Here is a 25,412-nt window from a genome sequence, read left to right on the forward strand (position 1 = left end):
GGCCCGTGCCGGCAACCCTGGCCCGTGCCGGGAGCCGGTGGTCCGTGCGAGCGTTCGATGGGCCGCTCCGAGGGGTGGGTGGCCCGCTTCGCGGAGTCGGTGGCCGGCTCCGATGAGCCCGTGGTCCGCCGCGAGGAGCCGGACGCGCCTCACAGACCCGTGGGGCACAACCGGTGCTTCTCACCACCCTTGACCACCGCGTCGACGCACCCGGCGGGCAGTCCGTCATGGGACCTGGTGGAGAAGTTGGCCGTCATGGTCAGCACCCCCTTGCCGAACGTGGTGCGCTGGACGAGACCGTCGTGCGTCAGCCGCCGGAAGTCGGTCATCGGCTGTGTGGCCGCCGCCTTGTGCAGCGGCTCGAAGTACCGTTGCAGCTGGGCGATCCGTGTGCCGTGGCGGTCGAGTTCGGACTGGTCGAGGACCAGGTTGAGGGGCACGTTGTACAGCATCGCCAGCAGGGCGCGGGTGCGGCTCTGGTCCGGCAGCTTCGACCACGACAGCTCCCAGCGCTCGGTGCTGATCACCGAGTCGTGCAGGACCGTCTGGTAGAGCGGCACCCGGTACCTCGGGTCGTACATCGCCTTCGCGAGGTCGGCCGGCAGGTGCGCGGGCTGGAAGAACACCCCCGGCGCGGCGGCGGGGGCGTAACGGCCCCAGGCCGCGCGGTCCCGCTCCAGCTTCCACAGCCGGTCGTCGACCGGTGTGCCGGAGCCGTGGCTGAAGGCCAGCACTCCGTTGGCCCAGGAACCCGCGCTCTCCGAACCGAGCACCAGGCGGCGGTCGCCGGACAGCCACGCCATGCGCGAGAGCCGGTTCCGGCGGTCCTGGGCCTTGGTCATCGGGTGCGCCGGAGAGTGATCGGCGAACAGTTCACCCGCGGCGTCGACGTCGAGGAAGTAGCTGTTCGCACCGTCCGCGGTCATCTTCCTGGTGCGGTCGGACAGGTAGTGCCGGGAGGGCTCGGCGCGCCGGAGCGCTTCGGAGCTCACATAACAACCGCGGTCGCCGAATCCGGTGACGATCGTGCCGTCCGCGTGGCGTACACAGGTGGCCTGCCACACCGGGACGGGCCAGGCGGACACGGGGGTGTCGGCCGACGACGGGTCCTGCGCGTTGGCCCAGGAGTCGTAGGGGCCGACGAGATATCCGGCCTGCCGGGCGAGGCGGGTGGCCTTCCGGTCCATGGGGGCGTCGTCGGCGTCGTAGCCCAGCCACATCCGGTCGATCCCCAGCTCGCGCAGCCGGCGCACGCCCTCGGCGGTCCGTGCCTTACCCCAGGCGTAGGCGTGGAACGCGCCCACCAGCTTGGCGACTTCGGGATTGCGCGCGATCTTCTGCCGCAGTGTCGTGATGCCACCGTGGCCCTGGAGCCAGGCGCGGTAGTCGCGCGCCGCCGCCACGGGGGATCCGTCGGTGAGGGCGAACGTCACCGTGTAGCTTCCCGTGGCTTGTCGTGCCGAGAACGCGTGCGCGGCCTCGGTGTGCAGACGACCGCCGGCGGAGACGAACCTGAGCGTCGTGCCGATGTCGGACTCGACGATGTAGCTCGTGCCGTGCCGCCCGGGCTGACTGGTGCCCCAGAACGGCATGGTCAGGCCGCCGGCCATGTCGGCCTCGGTTCCCGCGAGGCCGCCTGCGGCGGAGTTCCACCACCGGTCGGCGACCGGCACGGCCAGGCCCTCGCCACGCGGGACCTGCAGTTCCTGGGTCGTCCGGTCCGTGCCGGAGACCGGCCAGGTCAGGCTGGACCGTCGAGCCGAGCGTACGGTGACGGCCAGGCGCCCGTCCCGCGAGGACGCGGTGACGGCCAGGCCGCGGTCGCCGTAGCGCCAACTGGCCGTCCCACCGCGGACGGTGACCTTCCCGGGCGTGCCCAGACCGCCGGACGCGGGGGCCGAGAGCTGCCATGTGCGGCCGTCGGCCGCGTGGGCCCGCACCGCCAGGGACCTGATGTCCACCACGGCGCGGCCGCCGTCGACCGGTACGTCGAGCTGGTCGCCGTGCGCCTCGATGCGGCGGGCCTCCTGCGGGGCGGTGCCGAACGCGGCGGCCGTGCCGATCACACCGACCATCAGCAGGGCACCGCCCCCCGCGATGATCTTCGTCTGTGTCTTGGTCTTCTTGAGCTTCCTCGCCTTCACGGCCGTGACTCTGGCGACCGGACATAAGAGAGATGTGAGAGGCCGCCGGTGGGATCGGCTCGTCGGCCAACTGCGAGGGGGACGGCTCAGGTCTCACGGACGAATGTCGCGCAGTCCGGACAGTCGTCGAGGTTGACCATTGGCGCCTTGCCTTCATGTCGACCTGAACCCTTAGCGTCTCGGTCATGCCCGACACCACTGGCCCCGCGGGTACCCCTTGCCGTTCATCAATCCTGGTCACCGCCGCAGCCGGCAACCTCGGCCGTGAGGTCGTCGACCGTCTCCGAGCGCGCGGTGCGCTCGTACGATGCCTTGTGCGCGAGCAGACGGTTGCGCGCCCCGGAGTCGAGTGGGCGGTGGGCGACCTCACCGACGCCGCTGCGGTGCGCGCGGCGCTCGTGGGCATCGACGCCGTCTTTCTCCTCTGGCCACTGCTCGATTCGGCCCCCGCCCACGACCTGGTCGCGGAACTCGTCGCAGCGGCCCCCCGTGTCGTCTACCTGTCCTCGACAGCCATAGACGACGAGGCCGCCACCCAGAGTGATCCCATCGTTCAGGTGCACGCGGACATGGAAGCCCTGCTCCGCAATGCTGGTCTGCGCCCCCGGGTGCTGCGTAGCGACACATTGGCGTCCAACGCCCGGGGCTGGGCGTCGCAACTGCGGGCCGGCGACGTGGTGTCAGGCCCGGACATGGCTCGCACAGCCGTCGTCGACGAGCGTGATGTCGCCGGTGCGGCCGTAGCCGTGTTGCTCGGGCAGCACAACCAACTCGACCATGAACCACACCTGTTGACGGGCCCCGAGGTGCTGAGTCGCGCCGACCAGGTCGCCCTCCTCGGTGCCGCGCTCCGGCGCCGTCTGCGCTTCCAAGCGGTCACCGCTGACCTCGCACGGTCACGGATGCTCGCAGACGGGCGCCCCGAGCGGCTGGTGGAAGCGCTGGTCGCTGCCTCGAAGCGCCGGCCGGAGTCACACCGCACCACCGATCATATCGAGCGCCTCACCGGCCGACCGGCTGGCACCTTCGCGAGGTGGGCCGTCGACCATGCGGCCGAGTTCAGCTGATGGAACAACCGGTCCAACCCTGGCCGGCCCCGCCCACAACGCCTAGGCGGTCACCGCGTGTTGAGGTAGAGCTGCGGAGACCAGTTGGTGCACTTCGACCGCGAGAGGAACCCGCCGCGGTTGCACGCCTGGACCACGAGGTTGTAGTCGCCGTGGCGGGCAGGCCACGACCACAATCCCTTCCCTGCGTCCAGCTCGCCCTGCTCCCAAGGACCACCCGGCGCGACCCAGCGAACGTTGTAGTGCGTGGCGTTGTACCCGCCGTAGATGACATAGACGTACCCGTTGCACCGGTTGTACCGCGCTCCTATGTAAGGCGTGTTATCCCACTTATACCTGTTCGGGGACCCGCCTATGTTCGTGCCGCCACCAGGTGGGAAGGCGTCCACGTAGCACCCTTCCGCAGCGGCATCGGTGACCGCCGGCGCTATCACACCTCCTGCGGCAACGGCGCAGGAGGAGAGCACCATCGCCATCCGGCGCAGCATCGGTGCAGCCATTTTTCCCACCGTCCTTCCAGCTGAGCGGAGACTTGTCGGCCGCCGTGCCCGCCTGCGTCGGAGCGGTCCCACATCGGCGCCGGATTCAGATCTCGCGGTCTCACGCCATGAAGGGGCCTGCTGGTGACCTGGGTTTCATCGCACTGGTTCGCGGGCCTCAGGCCCAACGCGCCGGGCCACTATGTGACGGCCCTCGTGACTAGGTTCTCACTGTGGCATGTGTGTTGCATCTCGGAGGGTGTGACTGGGCTGGGCATGTAGGCCGACGCATACAGCGCGCCCCGCTGGCAGGATCCCATGCGCGAACGCCGGCCCCGGCTCAGCCGGCTCGGTCCATGCATGCGGCGGCGCGGCTGCTGGGCGGCCAGGGCGGTCGCGGCCCGTGCCATAGCTCATCAGGGATGATCGACTCGTGGATACCTACCCGGAGACCGACCGCCTGGCCCTGCGCCGGTTCACCGCCGAGGACGCGGACCTGCTGATCGAGCTGGACAGCGACCCGGCGGTGATGCGCTACCTGACCGGCGGCAGTCCGACCGCGCCGGAACTCGTCCGCGAGCGCCATCTGCCGAACATCCTCGCCGGCTGCGAGAAGTGGGGCGGCGACCTCGGACTGTTCGCCGCGCACGAGAAGGACGGCGGTGCGTTCATCGGCTGGTTCATCCTGCGTCCCGAGCCGGAGGTCCCGCTGGACGAGGTCGAACTCGGCTACCGGCTGCGGCAGGCGGCATGGGGGAGGGGTTATGCCACCGAGGGCTCGCGGGCCTTGCTGGGCAAGGCGTTCACGGAACTCGGTGTCCGCATGGTCTGGGCCGAGACGATGTCCGTGAACCACGGTTCGCACAACATCATGGAGAAGCTCCGGATGAGATCCGCGGACACCATCCCTGCTCCTCCCGACATGGAGATGATCGAGGGCTCCGAGTTCGGCGGCGTGCGGTACGAGATCACCAAGGACCAGTGGGAGCAGCAGTAGCCACCGTGTGCACGGCCGTTCGGGCAGTCGCTCGGGGTACTTCGAGGGTGCGGCCGTCCTGTCACTGGTCACGCTTGGCGTTCCAGACCAGGATGGCCACGACCACGACGATCAGGATGAGGACCCATACCCAGACGTCGGCGCCGCCGCCGGATCCGGAGCTCCCGTAGTGGTGGTAACCGCCGTGATAGCTGCTGTGGTAGCCGCTGCCCCGTCGGCCGCCCAGAGCGAGTACGTCGGTGGACGAGAAGGACCTTGGGGCAGTGACAGGCATGCTCATGACCGGGACCTTAGGTGAGCATTACATTGCGCGGGCACGCCCGTTGCCCGCCTGTGACGAAACCTCCGCTCCCTCGGCACAAGCGGCGTCAGTCCGCCCCGTATGCCGCTCGCCGCCGGAGGGGGTGTCGAGTCCGGCGAGACGCCGTTGGCGGCGGCACGAGTGACCTGGTCGAGGACACCGGGACGGAGCATTTCTTCGTCGCTCGGTTTGCCGACGAGCAGACATCCCTGGCGCGGACTGGCCTGCTCCCCGAAGAGCAGGCCAACCGGGACACGCATGCCTGGATCGCGTGGTCGGATCTGGACTCGCTGCCGGACCCGGTCGAGCCGCCGCAGTTGCTCACCGTGCTCGGCGATCAGACACGCTCACACATCGCGGTGCCTCACGACGAGCACGGCGAGTGCGACCGTGATCAGCGGCCAGAGCGTGTACACGATCCAGGAGCCAGGGACCGTGGCGGTGTAGCCCAGCGACGCGGGATCCGGCTCCCAGGTTTGGACCAGGCGATTCCACGCGGCAGCCACCAGCGCGTGTTTGACGTCCGCGGACCAGCGGTCGGTCTCCGAGAACATGGTGGGCAGCATCAGCAGTGTGAAGACGCTGGTGACCATGGTCCCGGCGGCATGCCGGAGCAGAACGCCGAGGCCCAGACCGACCAGGGCACAGACCGGAGCCAGCAACGCGGATGCCACCAGCGCCCGGAACACCCCCGGGTGGGTGATCGGAACGCCGGCATGGTGCCCGTCCAGGATGGCTTGGGAGAGCAGGAAGGAACCGGTGGAGGCGGCCGTGCCGACCGCGGCCCACAGCGCGCCGGTGATGGCCGCCTTGGCCAGCACGACCGAGCCGCGGGCGGGGACGGCCACGGTCGTGGTGCGGATCAGCCCGCTGTTGTATTCGCTCACGACGGTGAGGGCGCCCATGCTGCCGGCGACAAGCATCAGCGTCCAGTATCCGGCCGCCGGGTAGGCGTCGAAGGGCAGGAACTCGACGGGTCCGGAGCCTGCAGCCTTGTCCGCCAGCGTGGCCACGGCTGCGGACCCCACGACGAACAGGAGGGTGAGTCCGATCGCCCACGGGGTGGAACGCAGGGACCGTATCTTGATCCACTCGGAGGCGAGCAGGTCGCGGAAGCGGGCGGGCGGCCCGGCGACGGGAGGGGCCGGGGAGCCGGAGGCGAGTGCGGTCATCGGGACTCTCCTGCCTGGTATTCGACGCTGTCGGCGGTCAGTTCCATGAAGGCCGCCTCCAGTGAGGCGCTACGGGGCGTCAGCTCGTGCAACCGGATACCGTTCTCGAAGGCGAGCGCCCCGATCCGGTCCGCCGTGAGTCCGGTCACGGCGAGCTTCTCGGCGCCCGCCGAGCCCTCGGGCTCGACCGAGGCGCCCGCCGCGGTCAGCACGGCCGCCAGCTCAGCGGCCTGGGGTGTCGCGACCGCGACGCTGCGACGGGTGCCGCGGGCCGCGAAGTCCCGTAGTGGCTCGGCGGCGATGAGGCGGCCCCGGCCGATGACGACCAGCTGGTCGGCGGTGTTCTCCATCTCCGACATCAGGTGGCTGGAGAGGAAGACCGTGCGCCCCTCGGCGGCCAGGCGCCGGAAGAGCCGGCGTACCCAGAGCACGCCCTCCGGGTCCATCCCGTTGATCGGCTCGTCGAACATCAGCACGGGTGGGTCGCCGAGCAAGGCGGTGGCGATGCCCAGCCGCTGCTTCATGCCGAGCGAGAATCCGCCGATGCGGCGGTTCGCCACCTCGGCCAGCCCCACCTCCTGCAGCACCTCGCCCACCTGGCGCCGTGGGATGCCGTTGCTGCGGGCCAGAGCCCAGAGGTGGGCCGCGGCGCTGCGTCCGCCGTGGATCTGTCCGGCGTCGAGGAGGGCGCCGACGTGCCGCAGTCCGCGTGGGTGGCGGTGGAAGGGGACGCCGCTGACGGTGGCGGCGCCCGTGGTGGGCGCGTCCAGGCCGAGGATCATCCGCAAGGTGGTGGACTTGCCGGCGCCGTTGGGGCCGAGGAATCCGGTGACCTGGCCCGGCCGCACGGTGAAGGACAGATGGTCGACGGCCGTCTTGCCGCCGTAGCGCTTGGTGAGTTCGCTGACTTCGATCACGGCGCCCACACTGCCGAGAGGACCCCCGTCCGGGCATGGTGCCATGGGCGGCAATCGTGCGGCCGGGTCGGTCCGTGGGCGTACGTCCCCGGGCTGATGCCGCGCCGGCGGTGGCGGGTTAGTCTCGCGGCGTGAACCCCATGACGATCACGTCGTTGCCCGCGCGCGTCGCGCACCGCGGTGTCGTTCCCGGGAGGGAATGCCGCCGATGACGAGAACCAAGGCCGTGGCCTGGACGGGGGGTTCCTCCTACCTCCTTGTGGTGGGTCTGCTGGTGGGGGGTGCGCCACGGGCGTCGGGCACGGTCCACGGTGCCGGGGCACTGCTGGCTGTGAGCCTGCTCGGCGGCGTGGTGCGACGGGTGCCGCTGCTGGCTCTGGCCATGGCACTCTTCGGATCCACTGCTGTGGTGGTGGGCACTCCGAGTTCGGTCCACGAGAGCCTGGCGCCGTCGTACCAGGGCCAGTTCCTGTCGTATCTGGCGGTGGACCTCGTGCTGGGCTTCCTCGTCGGCACCTGCGCGCGGCGCGCTTCGATGGTTGCTGTGGCCGTGTCTGCCGCCGTGCAGCTCCTGGTGATCGGCGGCTTCGCGCACGGGGACAGCCTGACCGTCAACGCGGTGATCGCCCTCCTGGCGATGGGCGCGTCCTGCATGGCCGGTCTGCTGAGTCGCGAGCGCCGCGAGCACGCGGTTGCGCTGCGCGCACAGGAGGTGGCCGAGGCCGTGACCGCCGAACGGCTGCGGATCGCACGGGAGCTGCACGACATGGTCGCGCACAGCATCGGCATCATCGCCATCCAGGCCGGTGTGGGCAACCGGGTCATCCAGACCCAGCCGGCGGAGGCACGCAAAGCCCTGCACGCCATCGAGGCCACCAGCAGAGAGACCCTGTCGGGCCTTCGGCGCACGCTGGTGTCGCTCCGCCGGGCCGACCAGGACGCGACCACATCGCAGCAGGCACCGCTCGTACCCACGCCGGGGCTGGCGGAAGTCGAACGGCTCGCGGCAGCGACCGCGGACGCGGGGATACGCGTCGACGTGCGCTGCAGCGGGGAGCAGCGCCCTGTGCCGGCCGACATCGACCTGTCCGCCTACCGCATCGTGCAGGAGGCGCTGACCAACGTGGTCCGCCACGCAGGCGCCGGGCACTGCCGGGTGGCCATCGACTACGGAGACGAGGAACTGTCCGTGGAGGTGGTCGACGACGGGCGCGGCGCCACCGAGAACGGCTCGCCCCACGGCTTCGGCATCGTCGGCATGCGGGAGCGGGTCGGCCTGCTGGGCGGCCACCTCAGCACCGGACCCCGCCCCGAGGGCGGCTTCCGGGTGGCGGCCAGGCTGCCGCTGCCCGCACCTGTCGGAGTTACGGGGGAGAACCGATGACCGTCCGGGTGGTGCTCGCCGACGACCAGCCGCTGGTGCGGTCCGGCCTACGGGTGATCATGGCCGATCATCCCGACCTGGAGGTCGTCGGTGAGGCCGCCACCGGCGCCGAGGCCGTCCAACTGGTGAGGGATACCGGCCCCGACGTCGCGGTCATGGACATCAGGATGCCCGGCATGGACGGGATCGAGGCCACCCGCCTGATCACGGCCGGTCCGACAACCACGCGCGTCCTCGTCCTGACCACCTTCGACGAGGACGACCACGTCTACGGCGCACTCCGAGCCGGCGCGAGCGGCTTCGTGGTCAAGGACATGGAACTGGACGACATCCTCGCGGCGATCCGCGTGGTCGCCGCAGGCGACGCACTGATCGCCCCGGCTGTGACGCGCCGTCTGATCGCGGACTTCATCGGGCGCCCCGCGGCTGCCCCCGAGCGCTCCCCACGGCCGGTCGAGGGCATCACCGAGCGGGAACGGGAAGTGCTGACCCTGGTCGGACGCGGCAGGTCGAACACCGAGATCGCCGAGGACCTCTTCATCACGGTGGCCACCGCCAAGTCGCACGTTTCACGGCTGCTCACCAAACTGGGCGCCCGGGACCGGGTCCAGCTCGTCATCCATGCCTATGAGATGGGGCTCGTCGCACCGCCTCGCTGATGGCGTCCCTGGCCGCGCTTCTCCGGGCGCAGGAAGGCGCTCCAGCCGCCCTCCGGTTTCTCGCCCACCTGGAGGGTGCGCAGTTTCGCGAGGATCGCGGGGTCCTGGACGTCGAGCCAGTCGACGAACTGCCGGAAGGACACCAGGCGTACGTCGCTCCAGCCCGCGATCTGTCTGAGGGCCTCCTCGGCCGCGTCCATGTAGATGCCGCCGTTCCACTCCTCGAAGTGGTTGCCGACGAACAGCGGCGCCCGGTTCGTGTCGTACGCCCGCTGGAAGCCGGCCATGTACGCCTGGGCTGCCTGGGCGCGCCAGTAGGGGTAGTTGTAGGAGGGGCCCCGCGTCGTGTTCTTGGACTGGTTGGCCAGCATGTTGTAGTCCATGGACAGCACCTCGAACCGGTGCCCGGGAAACGGGATGCTCTGCAGCGGGAGGTCCCACACGCCTCCCCGCTTCCTCGGCCAGCACTGCAGCCCGCCGGGAGAGGAGGCGTCGTAGCGCCAGCCCAGTTCCCGGACGACCGGCAGCAGGTTCGACTGCCCGAGCAGGCAGGGGGTGCGGCCGCCCACGAGTTCCTTGTCGTAGTCGAACGGGAGCGGCGGATCGTCGTGCCAACCGGTGTGCGACCGCCAGGACTTGACGAACATCCGCGCCTGCTCGATCTCCGAACGCCAGTGCTCCGGAGTCCAGTTGGCGACCGATCCGGGACCCACACAGAAATGCCCGTTGAAGTGCGTACCGATCTCGTGGCCGTCGAGCCAGGCCTGGCGGACGTACTTCAGCGTCGCCTTGAGGTGTTCGTCGGTGAGGTAGCCGATGTCCGAGGCGCCGACCGGGTTGTTCGGCGGATCGTAGAGCCGCTTCTTGTCCTCCGGCAGGAGATAGAGACCGGACAGGAAGAACGTCATGTGTGCGCCGTGGGTGCGGGCCAGTTCCAGGAAGCGCGGGAACAGGCCGGTGCCCAGCTCGCCGGCGCCGTCCCAGGAGAACACCACGAACTGCGGCGGGGTCTGACCGGGTTCGAGGGGTTCGGGCGGCGCCGGCTGGTGGGGCTGCCGTCCGGTGTACGACGTCGAGCCGTCCCCGATCAGCCGGGGCGGCCCCTGCAGCGGCGCCGTGCCGTCCTCGTCCGAACCGCCTGCGCACCTGGCCAACGAGGCGGCGGCCACACCGATGCCGGCGCCGAGGCCGAGACGAGCCACACTCCGGCGGCTGATTCCGCTCATCGCCATCCCAACCCGCGCCCTGTCGCGATGCCTTGCGCGTCACCTCAGCCGACACTCTTGTCCGCTCGCACCATAGAGCTGATAAAGGGATAAAACGGTTAATTAGTGCGGTGTGGCGTGTGACGGCATGGCCGAGTGCCGCACACGTCACCCGGCCGGCCCTGCGGTGGCGGCCACCGGGCCGGCCGTGTGGGGCAACCCGTCGAGGCTCAGCGGAACGCCGCCGCGTTGCGTGCCGCCCACGCGGAGAACGGAGCGGCGGGCCGGCCGAGCAGACGCTCCACGTCGCCGGTGGCCGTCTGCTCCTCCGGGATCGGTGTGCCGAGGACGGCGAGCGTGGCCTCGGCGACGGCGGGCGGCATGAACCGGATCATCTCCGCGCGGGCCTCCTCGCGGCTCTGCTCCACGAACGTCACCGGCTCCCCGAGCGCGGCGGCGATGGCGGCCGCCCGCTGCCGCGGGGTGGTCGGCTCGGGACCGGTCAGCGTGAAGGTGGCGCCGTCGTGTCCGTCCTCGCGCAGCACGGCCGCCGCCACCGCGGCGACGTCCGCCGGGTCGACGAACGGCAGCGCCACGTCGGCGAAGGGTCCCGCCACGGTGCGATGCCGGCGCACCGGCTCGGCCCAGGCCAGCGCGTTCGAGGCCAGCCCGCCCGAGCGCAGCACGGTGAACGGCAGCCCCGACCCGGCCACGGCCGCCTCGAAGCGCGCCGCGTGCGCATACGCCTGTGGCCGGGTGCCCGCGCCCTGCGAGGACAGCAGCACCACCTTCGCCACACCGGCCGCGGCGACCCGGCGCAGGAGGCCGGCCGGATCCTCGCCGGCCACCAGCAGGAACAGTGCCTTGGCGCCCTCGAGTGCGGGAGCGAGGCTCTGTGGGTCGCCGAGATCGGCGGCGACGGCCCGGACTCCCGTCGGTACGTCATCCGTCCCGACGTGCCGGGCGACGGCCGTCACCGTCTCCCCGGCCTCGGTCAGCCGCCTGACCAGAGCCCGTCCCACATTCCCTGTGGCGCCCGTGACGACGATCATGGCTATGCCCCTCTCGATGGAGTTAGTTAGTTGACTAACTAAGAAGCGACATTAGTCGGCGGGCCGCTGGTTGTCTATCCTCAGTCAGGTGACTGACTCAGAATCCACGGCCACGGGCCGGGCCGCGTTCCCCGGGCGTTCCGGCCGGGGCGGCAAACGTGAGCGCCTGGTGAGGGCGGCTGTCCAGGTCTTCCATGAGCAGGGCGTGGAGAAGACCACCCTCGGCGACATCGCCCGTGCGGCCGAGGTGCCGCTCGGCAACGTCTATTACTACTTCAAGACCAAGGACCAGCTGGTCGAAGCCGCGGTGGACGACCACTGCGCGCAACTCGACGCCCTCACCGACCGCCTGGACGCCCTCCCGGACCCGGCCGCCCGGCTGAAGGCGCTCGTCGCCGGCTGGGTCGATCAGCGTGAGACCGCCGCCCGCTTCGGCTGCCCCTTCGGAACCCTCGCGACCGAGCTCGACAAGCGCGACGACGGCCTGGACCGGGCCGCGGCGAAGGTGATGCGGGCCCTGCTCGACTGGGTGGAGTCCCAGTTCACCCAGCTGGGCCGCGCCGACGCGGACGCCCTCGCGGTCGAACTCGTCGCTGCCTACCAGGGCCTGTCCGTGCTCACCAACACCCTGCGCGACCCCGGCCTGATGGCCACCCACGGCGATCGGCTGCACGCCTGGATCGACGGGATCGCGCGGAGCCGGGCCGGCTAGAGCCGCTCACGTCGCGGGGTGCCGCTGCCCGGCCGCGACCGGCGCCACGGTGATGTGCTGGACCGCCCGGCTGAGCACCACCACGCCCACGACGATCAGCAGGGCGCCGCCCGCCTCAGGCAGGAGCCACCAGCCGGTGCGCACCCGCTCGTCGAACAGGGTCATGCCGAGCGTCAGGCTCACCACCGCGTCGCCGATGGTCAGCGCGGGCTGCGCCGCGGCCAGCGGCCCGGCCTGCAGCGCGTTCTCCAGCAGGATCACGGCCACGGCACCGGTGAGCGCGAAGCCGTACGTCTGCCAGGACCGCAGGAACGCCGTGAAGCCGTGGTCGGCGAACGTGCCGGAGGCCGACTTCAGCAGGGCGGCGGTCAGCGCGTTGCCCGTGGCGGAGGCCGCCGCGAGGAGCGCGGCGCGGCGGGCCGGCGAGTGGCTCCGCCGGGAGAGCAGGACGGCCGCGGCCATGGCGCCGAGGCACAGGCACAGGGCCGGGAGCCAGCGGGTGAGCGGCGCGTGGTCGGTGGCGCCGTGCGGGGCCGCGGCGATCAGCAGGACGGCGAGGCCCGCCACGCAGCCGCCGACACCCCACCAGCCGGAGCGGGGCAGCCGCTTGTGCATCAGCGGGGCGGCGACGAGCAGCGCGAAGGGCAGCTCCAGGATGAACAGCGGCTGGACCAGTGCGAGCGGGCCGTTGACCAGGGCCAGGCTCTGGAACAGTGCGGCGCAGACCACACCGCACATGCCGACCACCCAGAAGGGCCGGCGGACCAGCTCCGCGAGCAGCCGCAACCCGCCACGGCTGCTGGCGGACGCGGCCTTGCGCTGGAAGGCGGTGCCCACGGCGTTGCTCGCGGCTCCCGCGACGGCGAACACCGCGGCCAGTTCGATCACGACCGTCTCCTGCCTGCGCGAGGCCTCCGCAAGGAGCTTCGGTCCCTTCAGCCTACGGACGGCGGTGGCCGGACGCCTGATCACGGCGCCGGTCAGCCGGGCCGGGGACGGGTGACGGGAGGCGTCCCGTGGCCCCGGAGGCCGACGGCCGGACGACCCCGCCCGTTGATCGGCGAGCGGGGCCGCAGAAAGGGGTGGATCAGCTCAGGGCCAGGTCGTCGGCGTGCACCGCGCCCTGGCCGTACCAGCCGTGCACGTACACCGTGACCGCGCCCGAGTCGCCGGTGGTGAAGGGCACCGTCAGCTTCGACCACGAGGAGGACGGGGTCCAGGAACTGGCCGTCGCACCGCCGCTGACGCCCAGGTAGGCGTACGGGCCCTGCGCCCAGCCGCTCAGGGTGTAAGAGGTGTGGGGTTTCAGGGCCAGGGTCTGCGCGCACTGACCGGTCTGCGAGGCGGAGGGCGTGGTCTTCAGCGCGTGCGCGCCGCCGTGCACCGGGGAGGAGACCACCGCGGCCCCGCTGTCGCATGTCCAAGGCGTGAGCGAACCGGTCTCGAAGTCACCGTTGCCGAGGACGGCCGTGCCGCCGGATCCCTTGACCGTCAGGGTGAGCGTGGAGCTGTGCCGGGTCGGGCCCGCGGTGCCGGTGACGGTCAGCGTGTAGGTGCCGGGTGCCGTGGTGGTGCCGGTCTTCACGGTGAGGGTGGAGGTGTTGCCCGCGGTGACCGAGGACGGGCTGAGGGAGGCGGTCGTCCCGCTCGGGGCGCCGCTCACCGTCAGGCCGACCGTCTGCGCGCTGCCGGAGGTCACCGAGGTCCGCACCGTCGCGGTCGCGGCCCCGCCGGGGTCGACGGTGGCGGTGGTGGGGGAGAGGGCGAGGGAGAAGTCATCGGCCGGCGGGGTCGTCGTACCGCCGGTGAAGGGTGCGAAGGTGTGGGTGAAGTACCAGGTGTCCTGGGCGATGCCGGAGCAGGTGTCGGAGGCGCCGGAGCCGGGGCAGCCGCCGTTGTCGCGCTGGAGGGCCCAGAAGGAGAGGGTGTTGATGCCCTTGGCGACCGCCCAGTCGTACACCGTGGTGGCGTCGGCGGTGGTGAAGGTCTCCGCCGGGCCGTAGTCGTCGACACCCGGCATCTCGGTGACGCCGACCATGCTCCACAGCTGGGTGTCCGACAGGTTCGGGTACAGCTCGGCCAGCTGGTCGTGCAGTCCGCTCGCGGCCGTCTCGGTGTCGGTGGCCATGTGGTGGGTGGCGCCGTCGTAGTAGTCGAACGTCATGAGGTTGACGACGTCGATCCTGGCGCCCGCGCTCTTCGCGCTGCGCAGCACGGCGAGGCCGCTGTCGGCGAGCCCGGTCGTCGTGGTCGGCAGGGTGTACGAGAACTGCACCGTGCGGCCGTTCGCGGCGGCCCAGTCCTGGACCTTCTTGATGGCCTGGTTGCGGCGGTCGATGCCGGCGGTGTTCGTGAGGGAGTTGTCCTCGACGTCCAGGTCGAGCCGGGAGACGTCGTAGGTGGTGATGATCTTCTCGTAGGCGGCGGCGACGGAGTCGACGTTCGTGCAGCTGTCGGCGATCTCGGTGCCGCCGTTGTCGGCCGCGTAGCCGCCGAGGGAGGGGATCACGTCGCCGCCGCGCGAGCGGATGGTGGTGAAGTCGGAGCCGAAGACGGAGGAGCTGACGGGCGTGGCGGTGTCGCCGTTCCAGTACGGGGTGCAGGAGCCCTTCTTGTCGGTCTGCAGGAAGGCCATGGTGAGGTACTTCGCGCCGGAGGCCTGGGCGAGCGCGGCGGGGCTGTCGCCGTTGTAGGCCTCGAAGTAGGGCGCGAAGACGTGCGCGGGCAGCGGGGTCGCCGCGTGCGCGGTGCCCTGGGCCCCCAGGGCGAGCCCCGCGGATGCGGCCAGGGTGGCCAGGCCGGCGAGCAGGGCGCGTACGGGTCTCGGACGGGTCATCGGGTACTCCCGGATAGCGAACGACGCGGTGCGGCCCGGCCGGGGCTATTGGTCTAGGCCATGATTGGTCTGGACCAGGCGGCGGTCAAGGTGTGGGAGCTTCCTTTTGCGTGTTCATGGGACAAGTCAACCGCCGCGACAGCTACGGGAGTTGCCGGTCAGGTGGCGCGCGTGCCGCCTCCGCGGCGGATGCGGCCCAGCAGGTCACGGTGGTACGCCGCGAGACGGCCGGCGGGCACCGGGGCGGGACTGCCGGCGAGGGTGTACCAGGTGTCGCTGCCGGAGTGCTGGACGGCGACGCGCACGCTGCGGCCGTCGGACAGCAGGATGGTCGCGACGGTCAGGTCGCCGGTGATGACGCCGACCTCGTCGGTCAGCGCGCCGCCGGGGCCGGCCGTGACGCGGTCCACGTACCCGTCGATGCTGGGCGGCTTGTTCATGGCCGCAGAGTTCCATCTACCCGGCCGGCGGGCTCCGCGCCGCGCAGGGGTCGTCGGCGTGTGTCCCCTGTTGGGCGGGTGTCCCGAGCGCCGGCCGGGGCTCAGCCGAACAGGGGGAACCGGTCCGCCACCGTGCCCAGGGCGGCCCGTTCGGCCTCGGTGAGCGCGGCCCGCCCGGTGCCCACGCGCGCGTAGTGCTCGTCGGACCAGTCCGGCAGGCCCGGCCGTCCGAGCAGGCCGTCCAGCGTGGTGCGCACCGCCGCCAGCCCCTGCGCGGTCGGGCCCGGTGCGTGCGGGAGGTGGACGGTCAGGTCCAGGTGATGGACGGTCGCCTCCACCGCGAGGGTGATCAGCAGGTCCCCCGCCGTCAGTACGTGCCCCTGTGTGGCGACCGGCTGTGCGGGGTCGGCCGCCTCCGCCGCGTGCACGGCCGCCGCCAGCGTCTCCAGATACAGGCCCTGGAGCTGACGGAAGTCCAGGAACATGCTGCCGTTCACCCGCACCCAGCGCCGGCCGTTCGCCGCACCGGCAGTGTCCGGCCGCCAGTCCCGCCAGTAGGTCACCGCGTCCCGGTCCACCGGCTCGCGCGCCGGCGTGTGCAAGGCCACGAGCGCGCGCTGGGCGTCGGTCACACAGTGGAAGACGAGGTCACGGACCGCCCAGCCGGTGCAGCCGGTCGGCAGCCAGGACTCCTCGTCGCTCAGGCCCGCGACGGCGGCGCGGGCCGCCTCGTACGCCGCGCGCACCGCCCGCGCCGGGCCGGCGCCGTCCCCCGCGCTCATGCGTCCCCCTCCCTCGGCTTCCCAGGCTCTCACACCCGGCTCGACGTCGCCGTGTCCGCGGACAGCCGCTGGGCGACGTAGATCGGGATCACCGACAGCAGCACCAGCACCGCGGCCACGACGTTGACGACCGGGGCCTGCTGAGGCCGCGTCATGTTCTCGAAGATCCAGATGGGCAGGGTCTCGATGCCGGGTCCCGCGGTGAACGTGGTGACCACGATCTCGTCGAAGGAGAGGGCGAAGGCGAGCAGGGCCCCCGCCAGCAGTGCGGAGCGGACGAGCGGGAAGGTGACGTCGGCGAAGGCGCGGAAGGTTGTCGCGCCGAGGTCCATGGCCGCCTCCTCGTACGAGGCGGCCGTACGGCGCAGCCGCGCGACGACGTTGTTGAACACCACCACGATGCAGAACGTGGCGTGTCCGACGATCACGGTGAACAGCCCGAGCCCCACGCCGAGCGGCTCCAGCACCGTGCTGAAGGCCGAGTTGAGGGCGATGCCGGTGACGATGCCGGGCAGCGCGATCGGCAGGACCACGATGAACGACACGGTGTCGCGGCCGAAGAAGCGGTGCCGGGCCACGGCGAAGGCGATGAGCGTGCCGAGCACGAGCGCGATCGCGGTGGCCCCGAGTCCCGCCTTCACGGAGACCCACAGCGCCTGCCGGGCACCGGAGTTGTGTGCGGCCACCGACCACCAGTGCCAGGTCAGTCCCGGCGGTGGCCAGCTCGCGCTGCGGTCGGGGTTGAGGGAGTTGACGAGGACGAGCAGCAGCGGGACGTAGATCACCGCGAAACCGAGCCCGGCGCCGGTGCGCAGGGCGATGCGCGCGGTGCGGCTGAGATGCATGGCGCTCTTTCCTCCGGGGTGTTCCGGCGTACGGACGGCTACAGGCTGTGCAGGGCGCCGGTGCGACGGATCGCCAGCAGGTACAGGACGATCACGACGACCGGTACGGTGCCGAGCGCGGCGGCCATGGGCAGGTTGAGTTCGATGTTGGAGTACACGAGGTTGCCGATCAGCTGTGTCTTGCCGCCGACGATCTGCACGGTGATGTAGTCACCGAGGCTCAGCGAGAAGGTGAACACCGAGCCGGCCGCGACCGACGGCAGCACCATCGGCAGGACCACCGAGCGGAAGGTCCGCCCGGCCCGCGCCCCGAGGTCGGCCGAGGCGTCGAGCAAGTCGGCCGGAAGCTGTTCCAGGGCCGTGTGGATCGGCAGGATCATGTACGGCAGCCACAGGTAGGTCAGGGTGAGGACGGTGGCCGGCAGCCCGAAGCCGGGACCGCTCAGCCCGAACGGCGCGAGCGTCCAGTCGGCGAGGCCGCCCTGGGACAGGATGAGCCGCCAGGCGTACACCTTGACCAGGTAACTCGCCCACAGCGGGGTGAGGATGGCCACCACGAGCAGCGGGCGCCACCTGGGCCGGGCCACACGCGCGGTGTAGAACGCCACCGGGAAGGCGATCAGCGCGCACAGCACGGTCACCGCGAGCGCCACGCCGGCACTGCGCAGGATGACCTGCCGGAAGACGGGCGTGGTCAGCAGCTCGTGGAAGTTGTCCGTCGACCAGACCTTCACCACCTGGGAGGTGAAGGAGTTCGTCGTCCAGAACGCGGAGACGAACAGCACCGCCAGCGAGCCGAGGTAGAGGACGGCCAGCCACAGCAGGGGGGCGGTGAGCAGCAGGGTCAGCCGCAGCCGGGGCCTGCGGTGCAGGGTTGCGGCCAGCCGCCGGACGGTACCCCGGCCGGCGGCGGTCGTCGCGTCGGTCGTCACGGCTCAGCCCTTGATCTCGGTCCAGGCCTGCACCCACTTCGCGTACGGCACACACCGGACGTCCTTGCGGCCGTCCAGGCACTGCTCGATGGGTGTGTTCCAGAAGGCGATCCTCTTCCAGTAGCGCTCGTCGGCGGCGTGGTACACCGTGCAGAAGTTCTTGTCACCGGTCTCGGCGCAGGCCCTGGAGTTGGCCGGTGCCTCGCCGAAGTACTCGGCGACCTGGGCGTTGACCTTGGGTGAGACGATCCAGTCGAGCCACCTGTAGGCGCAGTTGGGGTGTTTGGCCTTGCTGGAGACCATCCAGGTGTCGGACCAGCCGGTCGAACCCTCCTTCGGCACCAGCGCCTTGACCTTCGCGCCCTCGGACGCGGCGAGGCTGGCGATGACCTGCCAGGTGGTGCCGACCACCGAGTCACCGCTCTTGAAGGCGGAGACCTCCTTGAGGTAGTCGCTCCAGTACTCGCCCACGTCGGCGTTCTGCCGCTTCAGCAGGGCCACGGCCGCGTCGAACTGCTTCTGGTCGAGCGCGTACGGGTCCTTGATCTTCAGCTCCGGCCTGGTGGCCTTGAGGTAGAGGGCCGCGTCGGCGATGTAGATCGGCGAGTCGTAGGCGGTGACATGCCCCTTGTACCTGGCGGCGCCCTCGAAGACGGCCGACCAGGAGGTGGGCGCCGGCTTGACCTTCTCGGTGTTGTACATCAGCAGGTTGGCGCCGCGGCCGTGCGGGATGCCGTACATCTGGCCCTTCACCGAGTTCCAGGCGCCGTTCTTCAGCCCGCTGAAGACGTCCTTGTAGTGGGGTACGAGGGCGGTGTTGACGGGGGCGGCGTCGCCGGAGGCGATCAGGCGCAGGGAGGCGTCGCCGGAGGCGGAGACCGCGTCGTACTCACCGGTCTTCATCAGCTTGACCATCTCGTCCGAGCTGGCGGCGACCTTGGAGTGGACCTGACAGCCCGTCCGCTTCTCGAAGTCGCTGACCCAGTCCACCTTGGGGTCGTTGGAGCCGTCCTCGACATAGCCGGCCCAGGCGATCAGGTTGACCTGGCCCTCCGTCCTGCCGAGCTTGGCCGGGGCCCTGAGGTCGGGCGGGTTGAGCCCGGTGGCGGACGAACCGCCCGAGCCGGAGGAGTCGCAGGCGGCGGCGAGCAGCAGCGCGGCGGCTGCGGCGGCGGCTCGGGGGATGCGGTTGAGGCGCACGACGTACTCCATGGGGACGTGGAGGGCGGGGGAGATGCCGGGGGGAGAGGTCAGGAGGGCAGTCGGACGGCGTGCCGGCGGTGCCATGTCAGGCGCGCCCGGGTGCCGCGGTAGGCCGCGACGTCCTCGGAGGAGGTCTCCAGGTTCTGCTGGAGCGCGGTGAGCCGGCCGCCGCCGTCGAGGTCGACCAGGAAGCGGGTGGCGTCGCCGAGGTAGACGACCTCGGCGACCGTGCCGGTCACGGAGGTGTGGTCCGGCTGGTCGGCCTCGGCGGACTCCTTCAGGACGCGGATCTTCTCCGGCCGGATGTTGTAGGTGCCCGGGGTGCCGACGATCCGGTGGGCCGTCTCCCCGTCGAGCAGGTTCGAGGTGCCGACGAAGAAGGCGACGAAGGGGGTCGCGGGGCGCTCGTATATCTCCGCGGGCGTGCCGACCTGGGCGATGCGGCCCTGCTCGAAGACGGCGATGCGGTCGCTCATCGTCAGGGCCTCCTCCTGGTCGTGGGTGACGAAGACGAAGGTGATGCCGACCTCCCGCTGGATCGCCTTCAGCTCCACCTGCATCTGCTCGCGCAGCTTCAGGTCGAGGGCGCCGAGGGGTTCGTCCAGGAGCAGCACCCGGGGCCGGCCGACGAGCGCGCGGGCGAGGGCGACGCGCTGGCGCTGTCCGCCGGAGAGCTGGGCCGGGCGCCGTTGGCCGTAGCCCTCCAGGCGGACCTCGGCGAGGGCCTTGCGGGCGCGGACGAGCCGTTCGGCCTTCGGTACCTTGCGGACCTTGAGGGCGTAGGCGACGTTCTGCTCGACCGTCATGTGCGGGAAGAGGGCGTAGTCCTGGAAGACCGTGTGCACGTCCCGCTCGAACGGGGCGAGGCCGGTGACCTCCTGACCGGCGAGTTCGATCCGGCCCCGGTCCGGTGTCTCGAACCCGGCGAGGAGCCGGAGGATGGTCGTCTTGCCCGAGCCGGAGGGCCCCAGCATCGAGAAGAACTCCCCGTCCCGGATCTCCAGGTCGACGCCGGCTACCGCGGTCGTCTCGCCGAACGACTTCCGCAGGTCCTGCAGCCGGATCGCAATTCCCTCCATACGGGAACCTTTCTGGCGCGCTGTACGTTGACAGCAAACATATGAAGTCATAGTTCTAAGCTCAAGGTCCCCTTAAGGTAAAGCTTGAGTCAATGCGCGAGGTGGTGACCGTGATACAGCAGGAGAGCGAGGGGACGGCCCGTAAGGCCGTCTTCAGCCCGGTGGACAACCGGGCCCGCGTGGACGCGGTCGTCCGCCGCCTCGGCGACGCCATAGAACTCGGCCTCCTCGCCGACGGCGAGCAGCTCCCCGGCGAGAGCGAGCTGGCCGCACGCCTCGGCGTCTCCACCGTGACCCTGCGCGAAGCGCTCATGGCCCTGCGGCAACAGGGCCTGGTCACCACCCGCCGGGGCCGCGGCGGCGGCAGCTTCGTCTCCCTCCCCGAGGTCCCCGCCGACGACCGGCTGCGGGCCCGGCTGCGCGGCTGGAGCACCGAGGAACTGCGCGACCTGGGCGACCACTGGGCCGCCCTGTCCGGCGCCGCCGCCCGGCTCGCCGCGCAGCGCACCGAACCCGAGGACCTCCGACAACTCCGCCGCACCACCGAGGAGTTGGCCCAGTCCCGGGACGCGGCCGCACGCAGCCGGCTGTACGGCCGCTTCCACGTCGAACTCGCGGCAGCCGCCCAGTCCGCCCGGCTCACCCGCGAACAGGTCGCCCTGCAGAGCGAGATCGGCGCACTGCTGTGCCTCGTCCTGGCCGATGGCGCATATCGTGAAGAAGTTGCGGACCGTCACCGCTCCGTCATCTCCGCCGTGCAGGATGGGGCCCACGAAACGGCCGGCACGCTGGCCGAGCGATGCGTCAGGGAGTCGACGGCGCGGCTCGTCGCCGTACGCCTCACCCTCTGACCGCACCGCGTCCGGTTCCCGTCCGCTGGAGGACACCATGGCCGTCAGGCCCGGGCTCGCCACCCTCGGCGCGGAGCCGGAGACATGGGTGGCCGCGCAGGTCGGCGGTGCGCTGGAAGCCGTCTTCGAGACCGTCGCCGCCACCCGCGCCGACACCGAGGCCCTGCTGCACCGGGGGGCCTTTCAGGGCCGGCGGCCCGCCAGCGCCGACCTCGCCGCCCTGCGCCCCGGACTGCATCTGCACCTGACCCGTGCGGAACTGGTCTCCGGCGTCGGTTTCGTCGCGGCCCCCGGCCTGCTCACCGACGTGCCCGCCTGGCTGGAGTGGTGGCAGTCGGGCGCCGACGGTGACGTACGCCCGCTCCTGCTCGATCTCGACCCGGGCCAGTCGGCGTACTCCGACTACACGCACTGGGACTGGTTCGCGCTGCCCCGCGACACCGGGCGCCGGGCGGTGGCCGGACCGTACGTCGACTACCTCTGCTCCGACGAGTACAGCCTGACCCTGTCCGAACCCGTCCGGTTCCAGGGCCGGTTCGCCGGAGTGGCCGCCGCCGACGTCTACCTGCGGCACTTCGAGACGGCCGTCCTCCCGCTGCTGCGGCGGCTGTCCCGCCCCGCGCATCTGGTCAACGCCCGGGGCCGGGTCGCCGCCTCGGCCGACCCCGCCCATCTGGCCGGCTCCCTCACCAAGGGCCCGGACTTCGGTGCACTCCTCAGCGCGGCACGGCCCGGCGTGTACGGCGGCATGCGCCTGGTGCCGTGCCGGGGCGTGCCCCTCGTGCTGGTGCTCGCCTGACGCGGCGGGCGGCTCAGCCGTGCTCCGGGTCCCGGTACGGCACCCGGGCCAGCTCCCGGACCTCGCCGACCGTGCCCCACTCGGCGCCGCCCAGCCGGGACAGCGGCCGCAGCCGCCCGATGTCGGGCCGGCCGTCCACCAGCACGTCCTCGCGGACCGCGGCGTGCACGACCCGGCCGAACACCACCGTCGAATCGCCCAGGCGCAGCGTCGAGTGCAGCGTGCATTCCAGGGCGACCGGGGACGCGGCCACCCGCGGCGGCCGCACCCGCAGGGACGGCTCCCGCTCGATGCCCACGGCGTCGAACTCGCCCCGGTCGCGGGGGAAGTCGGTGGCCGTCGCGTTGATCTCGGAGAAGAGCGGCTCGGGGGCGAAGTTCACGACGAACTCGCCGGTGTCCTCGGCATTGCGCAGCGAGTCCTTCCGGCCCACCGACGTGAACTGGACGACCGGTGGATCGGTGCAGGCCACGGTGAAGAACGAGTGAGGGGCGAGGTTCGCCGTCTCGCCGTCCGGAGCCAGGGTCGAGACCCAGGCGATCGGCCGGGGGACGACGACGGCCGTGAGCAGACGGTAGAACGCCCCGGCGCCCATGGCCTCGGGTGAGTAGTCGACGCGCATGACAGCACGCTAGGCGGTGGCGCGGACAAGCGTGCCACCCGCCCCACTGTTGATCACCGACCGGCCCGCCGTCTAGGGTGCGAGGCCGGCCGCACAAGGAGCCCGATACCCATCAGCCCCCGCCCCACCCTTCGCGCACGCATCGCACCGGCCCTCGTCCGGGGACTGGGCACCGTACCCGCCCCGGGGCTCGTCCTCGGCGGAATCCTCGGCCTGCAGGGCGGCGCCGCGCTGACGACCCGTCTCTACTCCGCCGTGGGACCGGCCGGCGTGGTGACCCTGCGGCTGGCCGTCGCCGCGCTCGTCCTCACCACCCTGTGGCGGCCCCGGATCCGCGGCGACCGGGCCGGCCTGGGCATCGCGGTGGCGGCCGGAACGCTGCTCGCCGTGCACCATCTCGCGTACTACGAGGCGGTCGCCCGGCTGCCGCTGGGCGCCGCCACCACCCTGGAGTTCCTCGGCCCGTTCGCCCTCGCCCTGTGCGGCTCGCGCCGCGCTCCCGACCTCATGTGGGCAGGCCTCGCCGCCACGGGCGTGCTCCTGCTCAGCGGCTCCGGTACGGCCCTGGACCCCACCGGCGTCGCCTGCGCCACCCTGGCCGGTTGCTGCTGGGGCGGATACATCCTGGTCGGCAGACGGCTGGCCCTGCGCGTCCCCGACGGCGGCGGCCTCGCGCTGGCCGTCACCTGGGGAGCGCTGCTCAGCCTCCCCTACGGCATCACACAGGCAGGCGTCCGCCTTCTGGACCCGGGCACACTCACGCTGGCCGCGGCGGTCGCCCTCCTCTCCAGCGTCGTGCCCTACACGTTCCAGATGGAAGCCCTGCGCCGCCTCACGCCGCGCGCCTTCGGCGTGCTCACCAGCCTGGAACCGGGGGTCGGTGCCCTGGTCGGCCTGCTCTTCCTCGGCCAGCACCTCGCAGTGACCCAGTGGGCGGGAGTGGCGGCGGTGGGGCTCGCCTCGCTGGGGGCGACGCGCGGGGAGAGGCGGGAAGACGTGGCGCGTGCCGCCGCCCACGCCGAGGCCGGCGCCCGGGAGGGGTAGGGCACGCCTGATCGGCCCAGCGGTCCACCGGGACGCGATGACGCCGAGGCCGCCGAGCGCGTGAGGGCCGCGGTCCGGCGGGCGGGGCACCGGCAGGCGAAAGGGCAGTGGGCCGCGCCCCGCACCGGTGCGGAGCCGGCCCGCCCCCGCACCTTCGTCCTCGGCGGGGACGGTGTGGGTCCCGCCACCGGTCCCGCAACGGCCTTCCCGCGCGGTGGAACACCGGCCCCTGGCGTCACCGGCCGGGCAGCGGGCGTACCGTGAGGATCTGCTGGGCCTGGCCGACCGGGCCGTGGACGTCGTGCAGGACGCTGCTGGTGAGGCCCTGGCCGGTGGGGCCGAAGACGACCGTGGTGTCCAGGCCGACCCAGCGGCCCTCCGGCTGCCGGTGCAGATGGATCGTCAGGTCGACGTTGGGGAACATCCACTCGGCCGGCGGACGGCGCACGGCGATGCCGTTGGCCGTGTCGACGAGGGCGACATAGGACGCGAGAGGGCTGCTCGGCTCGCCGGCGACGAGATCGAGATCCGTGGCGAGCCAGGCCGTGGCGCGGCCCGGCTCCGGGGTGCCGACCGGCCGTATGTCGACGGACGCGCAGTGGCCGCCGGGCCAGACGGAGGTCAGGGACCGGCCGGGCAGGCCGTCCGGCGAGGGCAGGCGGGCGTCGGCGCCGCCGGCCACCGCGCCGGTGTCCGCCTCGGTGAGCAGCCAGGCCCGGGCCCGCACCACCGGCCGGTCCCCGATGTGTACGACCGCTTCGAGGAGCTCGATGGTGCGGCCGGGCCGGATCGACTCCACCCGGACCTCGCACTCGTCCAGGGCGAGGCGGCCCAGGATGTCGAAGCTGATCCGCGACAGGAGCAGCCCGCTCGGCGGGCGTTCGGCGCGGTACTGGTCGATCGCGTGGACCACGAGTCCGGCCAGCGGGCTCACGTGCTGCTCGTCCGGGTCCCACGCGCCGCTCGCGTGCGGGGTGGGCTTGTAGCGATGCCGGTCGATGCGCTCGAAGTAGCTGGCGGTCAACGCGTGCCTCTCCTCACCGGTGTCCTCACGCCCAGGGCGCCGAGCAGATCGTTGCACGGTACATCCTTGACGGTGTGCGGGGCACCGGTTCTCTTGACCTTCTTCGTGCTGCGCCCGCAGAGCCGGCTCGGTGACCCGGACGCCGTCCCCCTGGGTGGCGGCGCCCGGGCGGGAGCGGGCGGATCAGGCCGCGAAGCGCTCCGCGAGCTGCTTGGCCTTCGTGGCGGCCTCCTCCAGGGCGCGGTCGCGGGAGGCCTCGTACAGCGGGACCAGCTCGGCCATCGCCGGGTTCTGCGGGGCCATGGTCAGCTCCGGGACGATGAAGTCGACGTCCAGGCCGAGGGCGTCGCCGAGGACGGCCGAGAGGTAGTTCTGCACGTACTCGTACCCCTCGCGCGGGGTGCCCGGCGCGTACGAGCCGCCCCGGCTGGCCACCACGGTCACCGGGGTGCCCTTGGCGGACGGGGCCTCGCCCGCGGTACGGCCGATGAGGATGACGTTGTCCAGCCACGCCTTCAGGGTCGAGGGGATCGAGAAGTTGTACATCGGGGCGCCGATCAGCACGGCGTCCGCCTGTTCCAGCTCCTCGATCAGCCGGACGCGCTCGGCGAAGGCCGCGGCCTGTCCGGGTGTGTGCGACGCGGGGTCGGCGAAGCCGGCGGTGTGCGCGTCGGCGGTGATGTGCGGGACGGGCTGGGCCGACAGGTCGCGGTAGACGACCGTGCCGTCGGGGTGCTGCTCCTGCCAGTGCGCGCGGAAGGCCGCCGCCACGGCGCGCGAGGCGGAGGCCTCGGCCGGGGACACGGACGAGTCGATGTGCAGCAGGGTGGCCATGGTGACTCCGAAAAAGGGGTGAAAAGGAAATA

26 protein-coding genes are annotated in these 25,412 nt (G+C 71.7%); 8 read left to right on the forward strand and 18 right to left on the reverse strand.

Annotation, left to right across the window (positions count from 1 at the left end; all coding sequences use genetic code 11):
* Window positions 1-149: 149 nt before the first annotated feature.
* Complete coding sequence (locus tag IO33_RS0124615) at window positions 150-2,144, reverse strand: glycoside hydrolase (protein WP_245235875.1); 1,995 nt, start codon at window positions 2,142-2,144, stop codon at window positions 150-152.
* Between the two features lie 185 nt (window positions 2,145-2,329).
* Between IO33_RS0124615 and IO33_RS0124620 the strand changes: the two genes are divergently transcribed.
* Entirely contained in the window at window positions 2,330-3,211 is an 882-nt protein-coding gene (locus IO33_RS0124620; RefSeq protein WP_031168651.1) for an SDR family oxidoreductase, read from the forward strand.
* A 50-nt stretch (window positions 3,212-3,261) separates the two neighbouring features.
* Here the strand turns inward: IO33_RS0124620 and IO33_RS0124625 are convergent, their stop codons facing one another.
* Window positions 3,262-3,687, reverse strand: a complete 426-nt coding sequence (locus tag IO33_RS0124625) for a hypothetical protein (RefSeq protein ID WP_157857896.1) — start codon at window positions 3,685-3,687, stop codon at window positions 3,262-3,264.
* Between the two features lie 436 nt (window positions 3,688-4,123).
* Here IO33_RS0124625 and IO33_RS0124630 point away from each other — a divergent pair, with 436 nt between their 5' ends.
* Entirely contained in the window at window positions 4,124-4,687 is a 564-nt protein-coding gene (locus IO33_RS0124630; protein WP_031168655.1) for a GNAT family N-acetyltransferase, read from the forward strand.
* Between the two features lie 61 nt (window positions 4,688-4,748).
* Here IO33_RS0124630 and IO33_RS0124635 read toward each other — a convergent pair whose 3' ends face one another.
* The 3 genes from IO33_RS0124635 to IO33_RS0124645 form a co-directional block, all read right to left on the reverse strand.
* Window positions 4,749-4,967 (reverse strand): hypothetical protein, encoded by a 219-nt coding sequence (locus tag IO33_RS0124635; protein WP_157857897.1) that lies wholly within the window; start codon window positions 4,965-4,967, stop codon window positions 4,749-4,751.
* 368 nt (window positions 4,968-5,335) lie between these two features.
* Window positions 5,336-6,160 carry an ABC transporter permease gene (locus tag IO33_RS0124640; RefSeq protein WP_031168659.1) on the reverse strand — a complete coding sequence of 275 codons (825 nt, stop codon included), beginning with the start codon at window positions 6,158-6,160 and terminating at the stop codon, window positions 5,336-5,338.
* Window positions 6,157-7,077, reverse strand: a complete 921-nt coding sequence (locus IO33_RS0124645; RefSeq protein WP_031168661.1) for an ABC transporter ATP-binding protein — start codon at window positions 7,075-7,077, stop codon at window positions 6,157-6,159. The genes IO33_RS0124640 and IO33_RS0124645 overlap by 4 nt, the downstream gene beginning before the upstream one ends.
* Before the next feature lie 208 nt (window positions 7,078-7,285).
* Between IO33_RS0124645 and IO33_RS0124650 the strand changes: the two genes are divergently transcribed.
* Window positions 7,286-8,461, forward strand: coding sequence for a sensor histidine kinase (locus IO33_RS0124650; RefSeq protein ID WP_031168663.1), 1,176 nt, complete (start codon window positions 7,286-7,288; stop codon window positions 8,459-8,461).
* The gene (locus IO33_RS0124655; RefSeq protein ID WP_031168666.1) at window positions 8,458-9,120 is read left to right on the forward strand and encodes a response regulator; all 663 of its coding nucleotides are present in this window, start codon (window positions 8,458-8,460) and stop codon (window positions 9,118-9,120) included. Before IO33_RS0124650 ends, IO33_RS0124655 begins: the two co-directional genes overlap by 4 nt.
* Here IO33_RS0124655 and IO33_RS0124660 read toward each other — a convergent pair.
* On the reverse strand, window positions 9,087-10,346 hold the full coding sequence (locus IO33_RS0124660) for a polysaccharide deacetylase family protein (RefSeq protein ID WP_051926959.1): 1,260 nt from the start codon (window positions 10,344-10,346) through the stop codon (window positions 9,087-9,089). The genes IO33_RS0124655 and IO33_RS0124660 overlap by 34 nt on opposite strands.
* A 209-nt stretch (window positions 10,347-10,555) precedes the next feature.
* The gene (locus tag IO33_RS0124665) at window positions 10,556-11,377 is read right to left on the reverse strand and encodes an SDR family oxidoreductase (RefSeq protein ID WP_031168671.1); all 822 of its coding nucleotides are present in this window, start codon (window positions 11,375-11,377) and stop codon (window positions 10,556-10,558) included.
* A gap of 88 nt (window positions 11,378-11,465) precedes the next feature.
* Between IO33_RS0124665 and IO33_RS0124670 the strand changes: the two genes are divergently transcribed.
* On the forward strand, window positions 11,466-12,089 hold the full coding sequence (locus IO33_RS0124670; protein ID WP_031168673.1) for a TetR/AcrR family transcriptional regulator: 624 nt from the start codon (window positions 11,466-11,468) through the stop codon (window positions 12,087-12,089).
* Between the two features lie 6 nt (window positions 12,090-12,095).
* Here the strand turns inward: IO33_RS0124670 and IO33_RS0124675 are convergent, their stop codons facing one another.
* The 8 genes from IO33_RS0124675 to IO33_RS0124710 all read right to left on the reverse strand — a co-directional run bounded on the left by IO33_RS0124675 (window position 12,096) and on the right by IO33_RS0124710 (window position 20,206).
* Window positions 12,096-12,977: a DMT family transporter gene (locus IO33_RS0124675; protein WP_031168675.1), complete on the reverse strand. Its 882-nt coding sequence runs from the start codon at window positions 12,975-12,977 to the stop codon at window positions 12,096-12,098.
* A 199-nt stretch (window positions 12,978-13,176) separates the two neighbouring features.
* Complete coding sequence (locus IO33_RS0124680; RefSeq protein WP_051926931.1) at window positions 13,177-14,925, reverse strand: carbohydrate binding domain-containing protein; 1,749 nt, start codon at window positions 14,923-14,925, stop codon at window positions 13,177-13,179.
* 158 nt (window positions 14,926-15,083) lie between these two features.
* Window positions 15,084-15,365, reverse strand: a complete 282-nt coding sequence (locus IO33_RS0124685; RefSeq protein ID WP_031168680.1) for a hypothetical protein — start codon at window positions 15,363-15,365, stop codon at window positions 15,084-15,086.
* A gap of 101 nt (window positions 15,366-15,466) precedes the next feature.
* Window positions 15,467-16,147, reverse strand: a complete 681-nt coding sequence (locus tag IO33_RS0124690; protein WP_051926932.1) for a maleylpyruvate isomerase N-terminal domain-containing protein — start codon at window positions 16,145-16,147, stop codon at window positions 15,467-15,469.
* Between the two features lie 29 nt (window positions 16,148-16,176).
* Window positions 16,177-16,992: an ABC transporter permease gene (locus IO33_RS0124695; protein WP_031168683.1), complete on the reverse strand. Its 816-nt coding sequence runs from the start codon at window positions 16,990-16,992 to the stop codon at window positions 16,177-16,179.
* A 38-nt stretch (window positions 16,993-17,030) separates the two neighbouring features.
* A complete protein-coding gene (locus IO33_RS0124700; RefSeq protein WP_031168685.1) occupies window positions 17,031-17,924 on the reverse strand; it encodes an ABC transporter permease in 894 nt (297 codons plus the stop codon).
* 3 nt (window positions 17,925-17,927) lie between these two features.
* Window positions 17,928-19,136, reverse strand: coding sequence for an ABC transporter substrate-binding protein (locus IO33_RS0124705; RefSeq protein ID WP_209438909.1), 1,209 nt, complete (start codon window positions 19,134-19,136; stop codon window positions 17,928-17,930).
* A gap of 38 nt (window positions 19,137-19,174) precedes the next feature.
* Window positions 19,175-20,206, reverse strand: coding sequence for an ABC transporter ATP-binding protein (locus IO33_RS0124710; RefSeq protein WP_031168690.1), 1,032 nt, complete (start codon window positions 20,204-20,206; stop codon window positions 19,175-19,177).
* Window positions 20,207-20,298: 92 nt separating this feature from the next.
* Here IO33_RS0124710 and IO33_RS0124715 point away from each other — a divergent pair, with 92 nt between their 5' ends.
* Both IO33_RS0124715 and IO33_RS0124720 read left to right on the forward strand, forming a co-directional pair.
* Complete coding sequence (locus tag IO33_RS0124715) at window positions 20,299-21,057, forward strand: FadR/GntR family transcriptional regulator (protein WP_209438910.1); 759 nt, start codon at window positions 20,299-20,301, stop codon at window positions 21,055-21,057.
* A 37-nt stretch (window positions 21,058-21,094) separates the two neighbouring features.
* Entirely contained in the window at window positions 21,095-21,856 is a 762-nt protein-coding gene (locus IO33_RS0124720) for a PDC sensor domain-containing protein (protein WP_031168694.1), read from the forward strand.
* 13 nt (window positions 21,857-21,869) lie between these two features.
* Here the strand turns inward: IO33_RS0124720 and IO33_RS0124725 are convergent, their stop codons facing one another.
* Entirely contained in the window at window positions 21,870-22,478 is a 609-nt protein-coding gene (locus IO33_RS0124725; RefSeq protein WP_031168696.1) for a flavin reductase family protein, read from the reverse strand.
* 270 nt (window positions 22,479-22,748) lie between these two features.
* Between IO33_RS0124725 and IO33_RS0124730 the strand changes: the two genes are divergently transcribed.
* A complete protein-coding gene (locus tag IO33_RS0124730) occupies window positions 22,749-23,522 on the forward strand; it encodes an EamA family transporter (RefSeq protein WP_245235877.1) in 774 nt (257 codons plus the stop codon).
* A 235-nt stretch (window positions 23,523-23,757) separates the two neighbouring features.
* On the opposite strand, the gene IO33_RS0124735 is transcribed toward IO33_RS0124730, so the two are convergent.
* Both IO33_RS0124735 and IO33_RS0124740 read right to left on the reverse strand, forming a co-directional pair.
* On the reverse strand, window positions 23,758-24,546 hold the full coding sequence (locus IO33_RS0124735; protein ID WP_031168700.1) for a thioesterase family protein: 789 nt from the start codon (window positions 24,544-24,546) through the stop codon (window positions 23,758-23,760).
* Between the two features lie 183 nt (window positions 24,547-24,729).
* Window positions 24,730-25,380: an FMN-dependent NADH-azoreductase gene (locus IO33_RS0124740; protein WP_031168702.1), complete on the reverse strand. Its 651-nt coding sequence runs from the start codon at window positions 25,378-25,380 to the stop codon at window positions 24,730-24,732.
* Between the last annotated feature and the right edge of the window lie 32 nt (window positions 25,381-25,412).

The organism is Streptomyces durhamensis (assembly GCF_000725475.1).
Classification (GTDB): Bacteria; Actinomycetota; Actinomycetes; order Streptomycetales; family Streptomycetaceae; genus Streptomyces; species Streptomyces filipinensis.